Origin of the sequence: Brunnivagina elsteri CCALA 953 (genome assembly GCF_002289455.1) — a bacterium.
In the GTDB taxonomy this organism is placed as follows: Bacteria; Cyanobacteriota; Cyanobacteriia; order Cyanobacteriales; family Nostocaceae; genus Brunnivagina; species Brunnivagina elsteri.
Genome location: NZ_NTFS01000032.1, coordinates 20,878 through 29,307, shown reverse-complemented (window position 1 = coordinate 29,307; position 8,430 = coordinate 20,878). Strand labels below are relative to the sequence as shown.

The following is an 8,430-nucleotide window of genomic DNA, read 5'->3' as shown; positions in this document are numbered from 1 at the left end:
CCCCCTGCCCCCTACCCCGCTTGCGGGGAGGGGGAATAAAATCATGTTCCCTCCTCGCGAGCGGGGAGGGTTAGGGTGGGGTTCTTTTAGACTGGGAGAATATGTTTACTAAGGGGAGAGTTGTCAAACCCTCTCTAGAACCTTTGTCCAACCCCAAAATGTAAGCGACTTTCACCTTGATCGTTGATGCCGTAGTCGGCACGGAGTAAACCCAGGGGCGAGTCAAATCTGACACCTGCGCCATAACCAAAACCGATTCCTGGTTTGTTGCGAACTCCAGCAGGATTACCTGGGACAGTATCACCAGAGCCTAAGTCTGAGCCGAAATCAGCAAAGACCACACCTCCTAATGCTTGGAGGATGGGGAAGCGATACTCGGCGGAGGCAAGTACGTAGCTACGACCACTGCCAATGTCGCCGGAATCGTAACCACGTACTGAGTTGGGACCACCAATATTAAAGCTTTCGTAGGGTGGTAAATCGCCTAAAACGGTTCCCGCTTGGACGTTGAGAGCAAAGACTTGGGGTTGTTTGCTTTTGTAGACTTGAACTGGTGTGTATTGGCTGTAATTGGCTTGGAAACGGTTCATGGAAATGGCTCCGTTGCCAATGGGTACTGATTGCTCGGTACTGAGTTTGAGAATCGAGCCTTTGGTGGGATTGAGTGGGTTGTCGCGCTGGTCTTTTGTGGCTGCAAATGATACCGTTGCCAGGTCATCAATGCCCGAACCACTGAGGGTGAGAGGATTGCCTTGTTCATCGGTGGGGGAGATTTTGCCATCGCGATCGCGTATACTTACCCTGGTATAATTAAAACCGAGGGAAGCATCCCAATCATCGATGGGACGCTGAAAACTAACGCTTGCTCCGACTTTACCTTCACGAATGCGATCGCCATTTAGGAGTTTAATATCCCCATCGAAGGTGTCGGAAAGTCCCCGTTTGCGGAAAACGTTGATGGTATAACCGTTGCGGTTGGGGTCGGTGGTGCGGTAAGGACTATTAAAGCTACTATCAAAGAGGAAATCCCGTCTACCAACTTGAACGTTAGCATTCAATGTATCGTTAATCCCACCGACATTTCTGTCTTGGTAATTTAAAGTACCTAAAATACCTTGATCGGCATTATAGCTACCTCCGACATTAATCGCTCTGGCTCCAGTTTCTTTGAGTTGGTAAACAACATCAGTTTTGGTGGCATCCCCTTCGAGGTTAATATTCACACTTTCAAATAAACCGGATGCGTACAATTGCTGAATATCTTTTCGCACCACGTCATCTTTAAATATGTCACCCGTTTTTAATTTTAATTGCTTGCGGATAAAGTCTGTTTTAGTCCTTCCTGTGACTGGTTTCCCTTTAGCGTCAACGTCTTCACCATTTTCACTCACAAATTTGAATTTGATATCGCTAACCAACCCTTCAGCAACATTCACCGTCAAAATACCCTGTTCATCAGGCAAAATCGAAACTACTCTTGCGAGACTGTAACCGTTATCTTTGTACCATTTATTAATCTTTTTAACAGCATTTTCCAACTGAGATGGACTCACAGGTTGATTAATTTGACTTTGGAACGGTTCGAGAACGACTTTATATGTTAATGCTTTTGCCCCCGATAATTGGAGCGATCGCACCACTAATGGCTGTACTTGATACACAACCCGTAAGCCATCTTTTGTAGTGTTACTATTTACACGGGCACTTATAAATAATTTTGTCTCTAATATTGCGGCTATATCTTTTTGAAGTTGGGCTTTACTAGTTTCACCACCAACTTGAGTTTTAATTACTTGGCGAATTATATCTTGCAATTCTTGGGTAGCACCAACTATTTGAATATCAATAGCCGGAACCACTAAATTTTCATCGTTAATTGCAGGAGTCGGAGGAATAACCTGAGCAGGTTTTTTCGCTGGTATTAAGGGTTTTGCAGCAACAGGTGGTTTTTTGGAAGTAGCTGGTTTTGTTGGAGTACGGTTTGCGATCGCAGGAACGGGAATAGGTACGGGTGCTTTTTCACGCCGAGCAGAAAACATCGGTACGGGAATTTGTACAGGTGTTTTCTCACGTACAGCAGAAAACATTGGAACAGGAATAGGTACAGGAGCTTTCTCATCGTTGCCTTGTCTGCCAATTTCCCCATTCTTTGCGATCGCAGTCGAATTGTTGCCGGAATGACTTTGCACATTGACTGTATTTTGGGAGAATTGGGGGGAATCTCCGGTTTCAGGTTGGGCAATTGTCTCAATCCGTTCCCTGTTGACTTCAATTACAGGTACAACGAAATTACTAGTAGTTTTCGCTGGTATGTCAGTATTTGTTGGTGCAGCTATTACCGACTCAGAAAGATTGCCAGCAGTAACACTGGCAAGTGTCATAATTGCAACTTTAGAAACTCGCATAAAAATTAGCCTGATTTCACCGGGGATTAGTTGTAGCGAGGTAACAGAATGGGGATAACACAACTTCCTGCACCAAGGTTCTTCTCCCCCATTTATCATTCCTCGTAACTAATGAGACTATGACTTATGTATTTTTGTTTCTTAAATTTACCAAGGGAGTAGAAAGTCAGTACTAGAACCAATCCGTAATGCCCAATGTCCAATTCCCAATTCCCAATTCCCTATATCTATAAATATGACCTCCCAATTAAAGCTACTGGTATTAAGTAACGGACATGGTGAAGATATAATCGCTGTGAGGATTTTGCACGAACTTTTGCAATTACCCAATCCTCCAGAAATATTCGCACTACCCTTAGTTGGAGAAGGATATGCTTATCAAAAACTGAATATTCCCGTGATTGGTTCCGTGAAAACAATGCCATCAGGTGGATTCGTTTATATGGATGGACGGCAATTGATGCGGGATGTTCAAGGAGGTTTAATAAAACTGACTCTCAATCAAATCAAAGTAGTTAGACAATGGGTAAAAGCTCAAAAACAAACTGATAATCCCACTGCTATTTTAGCCGTCGGTGACATTCTCCCATTATTATTTGCATATGTTAGCGGAACCAACTATGCATTTGTAGGAACAGCAAAATCTGAGTATTATGTACGCGATGAATTCGGATTATTGAAGCGCAAAAATAAAGGTGCATATTGGGAAAACTTTTCAGGTTCAATTTACCATCCTTGGGAACGATGGTTAATGACTAAAAATCCCTGCAAAGCTATCTTTCCTAGAGACTATTTAACAACAAAAATATTAGCAGAAATGGGGATTCCTGCCTTCGATTTAGGCAACCCAATGATGGATGATTTACAACCTTCTTTTCCAACTTATCGTTTATATGAAACCGATGCCGAACGTAAAGAAACTATTCGTCCATTAATCGTAACCTTATTACCAGGTTCCCGCATTCCCGAAGCCTATGAAAATTGGGAGCAAGTAATGCTGGGAACATCATCCCTAATGGAAACCATGTGCGATATGTCTCGCAATTCCCTATCCAACACCTCAACTCCGATGATTTTCTTAGGAGCGATCGCACCCAATCTTGACTGTAGCATTCTCACCAAATTTGTCACCTCCCACGGCTGGAAACCATCCCCCATCGAAGAACTACCTTTGAAATTTTCCGACCCTCAAGCATTGACATTTAAACAAAAAAATGCATATTTTCTGCTAACACAAAAAGCCTATAACGACTGCTTGCACATGGGAGATATTGCGATCGCAATGGCAGGAACAGGAACCGAGCAATTCGTCGGTTTAGGCAAACCAGCATTTACCATACCCGGAAAAGGACCACAATTTAACCCAGGATTTGCCGAAGCACAAAGTCGTCTCTTAGGTGATTCCATAATCTTGGTAGAACAACCACAAAACCTCGGCAAACAAGTAAAAAACCTCCTCGCTTACCCCGACAAATTACACATCATTGCTGAAAACGGCTTACGCAGAATGGGAAAACCAGGAGCAGCACAACGCATCGCCGAATGCATCATAAATAAACTAGTACAATAAAGCAGGAGTCAGGATTCAGAAGGCAGGAGTCAGGAGTCAGGATTCAGAATGCAGAAGTCAAAATGCAGGATTCAGAATGCAGAAAGAATCTACATACTACGATAAATTAACATCTTAACTCCTCCTCCGCGCCTCTGCGTCTCTGCGCGATTTAAAGCATTTTATTTTCAAATATTTTATTTTCAAACATTTTATTATCCCCAAAATCCCAAAATCCAAAATGCATCGCCCCATCTACCTCGATAACCAGGCAACCACACCAGTCGATCAAAGGGTTGTTGATACCATGCTTCCCTACTTTACAGAATACTTTGGCAATCCATCTAGCATCAATCATCAATATGGTTGGGAAGCAGAAGCTGCGGTCAAAAATGCACGACAAATATTAGCAAATGCAATTAATGCTTCACCAGAAGAAATTATATTTACTAGTGGAGCAACGGAAGCAAATAATTTAGCAATTAAAGGTATTGCTGAAGCTTATTTTCAAAAAGGTCAACATATTATCACCTTAGCAACCGAACATAATGCGGTAATTGACCCTTGTAAATATTTAGAAACTCTCGGATTTGAAATTACAATTCTTCCCGTCGAAAAAGATGGATTAATTGACTTAAACTTACTAGAAAAAACCATCCGTGATGATACCATTTTAGTATCAATTATGGCAGCAAATAACGAAATTGGAGTATTACAACCACTTGCAGAAATTGGCAGAATATGCCATAAAAAAAATACCGTTTTCCATACTGATTCAGCGCAAGCGATCGCAAAGATTCCCCTTGATGTCCAGACAATGCAAATTGACTTGATGTCGTTCACAGGACATAAAATCTACGCACCAAAAGGAATTGGAGCTTTATACGTCCGTCGTCGCAATCCGAGAGTCAAATTAGCTCCCCAGCTACATGGGGGAGGACATGAGCGGGGAATGCGTTCAGGGACATTGTACACACCGCAAATCGTCGGTTTTGGCAAAGCGATAGAAATTGCCTTAGCAGAACGAGAAAAAGAGAGCGATCGCATCACTAAACTCAGAGAAAAATTGTGGAAACTGCTTTCACAACTCGAAGGGATTCATCTCAATGGACATCCAACCCAAAGACTTCCAGGTAATTTAAATATTAGCTTTGAAAGTGTGGATGGTGCAGCTTTACTTTTGGGTTTGCAGTCGGTAATGGCAGTTTCTTCCGGTTCAGCTTGTTCTTCAACAAATACCTTATCTTCCCATGTTCTCACAGCTTTAGGACATTCTGAAAAGTTAGCTTACGCATCGATACGCTTTGGAATTGGTAGATTTAATACGGAAGAAGAGATAGAAATAGTTGCACAGCAGGTTATTTCAACTGTGCAAAGTTTGCGACAATTACAGTAAGAGTAAGCCACAAAATCAATGATCCTGTGTTGTCATGCTGAGGAACGAAGCATCTACGCGAGATGCTGAGGAACGTAGGCGAAAGACTTCCCGAAGGGTAGGAGTAAGCCACAAAATGAATGATCCTGTGTTGTCATGCTGAGGAACGAAGCATCTACGCGAGATTCTAGCCTGCGGTAACGCGTTCGCGCAGCGTGTCGGCGACTCAGCGCTTACGTTCCACCCTGCGGGAAGCAAGCTACAGAATGACATTGGGCATTTCTTTCTGTGGAGTTCTCTAGCATCTCCGCAAGATTCTAGCCTGCGGCAACGCGTTCGCGCAGCGTGTCGCTTTGCGACTCAGCGCGTACGTTCCACCCTGCGGGTAGACCTGACTTTTCACGGCATGTGGAAAAGGTCATTTTGCGCTTTCTCTCAACCCCTATTTTTCCGTTACCTATTGTCATCAATTTAATACTCTTGCGAATGAGCCAGTGGAAAAAGCTACGTAGTTTGGTTGGTTGAGGACTTACCGTGAAAAGTCAGGCGGGTAGACGCGCAAGCGGCTTCTGTAAGTAGCAAGCTACAGAATGACAACACAGGATCATTGATTTTGTGGTTTACTCTAATTAATACGGATTAGAATCAATTCTTCCCCGATCGACACTTCGCAAATAATATCCTTTTTGGGGATAATTTCGTAAGTTAAATGTTTCACCATTATTGACTTTCCAAATTTTAAAATCCGCATAACTCAACGGTTTCCCCTTTTCGCAAACCTTCGGTAAATGGTCAGCTAAAACAAAATATGCCGAACCTTTACCAATAACCTTTGCTATTCCATTGCGATCGACAACTACAGATGTTGCTTCACTAACCCCAATTCCCAGGGCAGATTTTGCTTTCCCATCTTGAACTTGTCGAGCGGTAAAAGCCATTAATCTACCCATGCGATCGCGTTTATCAAAGTGGGTATCAACAACGGTATATTTTAAATTCACCCAAGGTAAGAAGTTGTAGGTAAAATCAATATCACGATAGGGGTCATCCAGAGCATCCCGTGATTCAATATTACTAAGGCAAGAATTGTAAACAAAATCACTTTGAATCATCGCTCCGGCACTGGTTCCACCCACCGCTCCACCACGGGCAGAAACCGATTCTACAGCCTTTTCTAGCTTAGTATTTTGGAAATTCTCCACGTACTTACATTGGTCACCACCAGCAAAAAAAATCACTTCCGCATTCTTAACCGCTTCCACAACACTAGGTGTATTTGCATCCGATTTACTTGTAATTACCAAGGTTTCTACTGAATCAACTCCATCCATTTCAGAAATAGGTTGATTATAAGCATCACTACCAGCAGCACGAATTATGACAACATCAACCTTACTGGAACATTTTTCGCATCCCCGTGCATTATTAATCATCCATTGAATTGCCCCATCTACATCAGTTCCCCCACCACCAAGATTGTAAACCGCACCTGCCAAAGGAGGATTTACATTTGCGGGATTACCTTTGAGATAGGGTTTAGCTGTTGCGATCGCAGGAAATATGATAAAACTGGCAGTTATGAAAGTAATTGCGGCAGTTTTGCAGCTTTTTGCTGGGTTAATGAGATTTCTATTTGTGAAAATAATTTTACGGAACATCGCAATTTTCGTCATATACCTTCTGTAATTAGCCCGTGAAGAGAAAAATCAGGGTTGTCATAAAAACTCCTGGGATGTTTGGAAACTCAGTCGCTTTAGCGCTGAGAGGAAAAACGACTCAAGCGGTTTTAACCGCAGTGAATATTTATCAATTTGAATATCCATAACCATCTTTTTTATGGATGGCTTTACAATATCTATGGGAAATACCTTGAAGTAATCCGTTAGTCGTAGAAATGTTGAAGCTTCCGGTAGCACGAGTTGCTATTCTTCCAACATATTCACCAACTTTTTTGCCAGTTTTTACGACAGCTTTAACAATGTCTCCAGTTTGAAAACCAAAATGGAATTTAGTTCTAGAGCAGTGACGACTTGGGAAACCGTATTTATCCGTTCTGCATGATTGTCTCGTGCCATGCCCCGACGCAGTAATTAACAATGGTTTAACCCCTTTAATATTGAGAATTGGAGTTGATTCTCCAACGCAAGCTGCATCAATCCAGTGGGTTTTTTCTAGTTTTTGTTGACTGCGATTAAACTTGGTTAATCCTCCTGAACCTGTTTCTACTGGCAATCCGGTAGCTTTTAAAGTTTTTAACAACGCAAATCGAGTTGTGTTTACGGCTGCGACATCTGCCAATGGTCGTTTAGCTTGTTTCAAGATTTTTTCTAATCTAGAAGTGTCTTTTTTGAGGAACTCTTTGATATCTTTAGTCCCTTTTTTTGTGTTGCATTTTTCGCAACTTAAGGTCAGGTTTGTAATTGAATTACTACCGCCTTTAGCTCTCGGATGAATATGCTCAACTTGAAAGGGAACGTCTTTTACGCCACAGTAAGCGCATCGTCTACCCCACTTTTCTAGTAGGTATTCTCTCGTTTCATAACCTGCTAAAGTTCCTTGTTGATATTCCTTGCCTTGAATATCCGGATTCGCCATTAGTTGCATATCAAAGCGTACAAGTTCGCTTGCAATTGCTTCAATTGGCGCAAATTTACGCAACTTCTCAACCCAAGTCTTGATATTATCAATCCGACTTTGCAAGCTTGGAGCTAGCCAACTGTCTGGACGAGTTCTATTTAAAAATCTTGGTTTTCTGTAACGAGTTTTTCTAGCACGTCTAGAACGTCTTAATTGTCTTCTGCAAGTTAAAGCATCTCTAATTGCAAAGCCTCTATGTTTTAACTCGAAAGCATTTATAACCTCTCCAGTTGAATCGTTAACTAAGGCAATCCCTGTGAACTTTGCTCCAGGGTCTATTTTTAGTCTAAGTGACGAAACTGCTGATTCTGGTCTTGATTCTTTGAGGATAATTGTGAATGGGAATTGTCTAAAAACTGCTGCTTTTTTGTTTCGTAATAATTGTCTAGCATGTGCTGGATGTATTGGGTCTAATGGTCGTTCCTCAGTATCTAATACGAATATTTTGGACATAAGTCCCTCCT

At 42.0% G+C, this 8,430-nt stretch carries 5 protein-coding genes; 2 read left to right on the top strand and 3 right to left on the bottom strand.

Translation table 11 applies throughout. The features are described from left to right. Positions 1 to 134: 134 nt before the first annotated feature. Positions 135 to 2,405 (bottom strand): BamA/TamA family outer membrane protein, encoded by a 2,271-nt coding sequence (locus tag CK510_RS04860; RefSeq protein WP_095720623.1) that lies wholly within the window; start codon positions 2,403 to 2,405, stop codon positions 135 to 137. Between the two features lie 235 nt (positions 2,406 to 2,640). Here CK510_RS04860 and CK510_RS04855 point away from each other — a divergent pair, with 235 nt between their 5' ends. Together CK510_RS04855 and CK510_RS04850 are read left to right on the top strand one after the other, a co-directional pair. Beyond that, on the top strand, positions 2,641 to 3,975 hold the full coding sequence (locus CK510_RS04855; protein ID WP_095720622.1) for a lipid-A-disaccharide synthase-related protein: 1,335 nt from the start codon (positions 2,641 to 2,643) through the stop codon (positions 3,973 to 3,975). A 220-nt stretch (positions 3,976 to 4,195) separates the two neighbouring features. Beyond that, a complete protein-coding gene (locus CK510_RS04850) occupies positions 4,196 to 5,350 on the top strand; it encodes an IscS subfamily cysteine desulfurase (RefSeq protein ID WP_095720621.1) in 1,155 nt (384 codons plus the stop codon). Positions 5,351 to 5,958: 608 nt separating this feature from the next. Here CK510_RS04850 and CK510_RS04845 read toward each other — a convergent pair. After that, positions 5,959 to 7,002, bottom strand: a complete 1,044-nt coding sequence (locus CK510_RS04845) for a cyanophycinase (RefSeq protein ID WP_245911850.1) — start codon at positions 7,000 to 7,002, stop codon at positions 5,959 to 5,961. A gap of 133 nt (positions 7,003 to 7,135) precedes the next feature. Then, positions 7,136 to 8,419, bottom strand: coding sequence for an RNA-guided endonuclease IscB (gene iscB, locus CK510_RS04840; RefSeq protein WP_095720620.1), 1,284 nt, complete (start codon positions 8,417 to 8,419; stop codon positions 7,136 to 7,138). Positions 8,420 to 8,430: the final 11 nt, after the last annotated feature.

Excerpts from the sequence above, each read along its gene's own strand:
- CK510_RS04860 (WP_095720623.1), bottom strand. The coding sequence starts at position 2,405 with ATGCGAGTTTCTAAAGTTGCAATTATGACACTTGCCAGTGTTACTGCT.
- CK510_RS04855 (WP_095720622.1), top strand. The coding sequence starts at position 2,641 with ATGACCTCCCAATTAAAGCTACTGGTATTAAGTAACGGACATGGTGAA.
- CK510_RS04850 (WP_095720621.1), top strand. The coding sequence starts at position 4,196 with ATGCATCGCCCCATCTACCTCGATAACCAGGCAACCACACCAGTCGAT.
- CK510_RS04845 (WP_245911850.1), bottom strand. The coding sequence starts at position 7,002 with ATGACGAAAATTGCGATGTTCCGTAAAATTATTTTCACAAATAGAAAT.
- iscB (WP_095720620.1), bottom strand. The coding sequence starts at position 8,419 with ATGTCCAAAATATTCGTATTAGATACTGAGGAACGACCATTAGACCCA.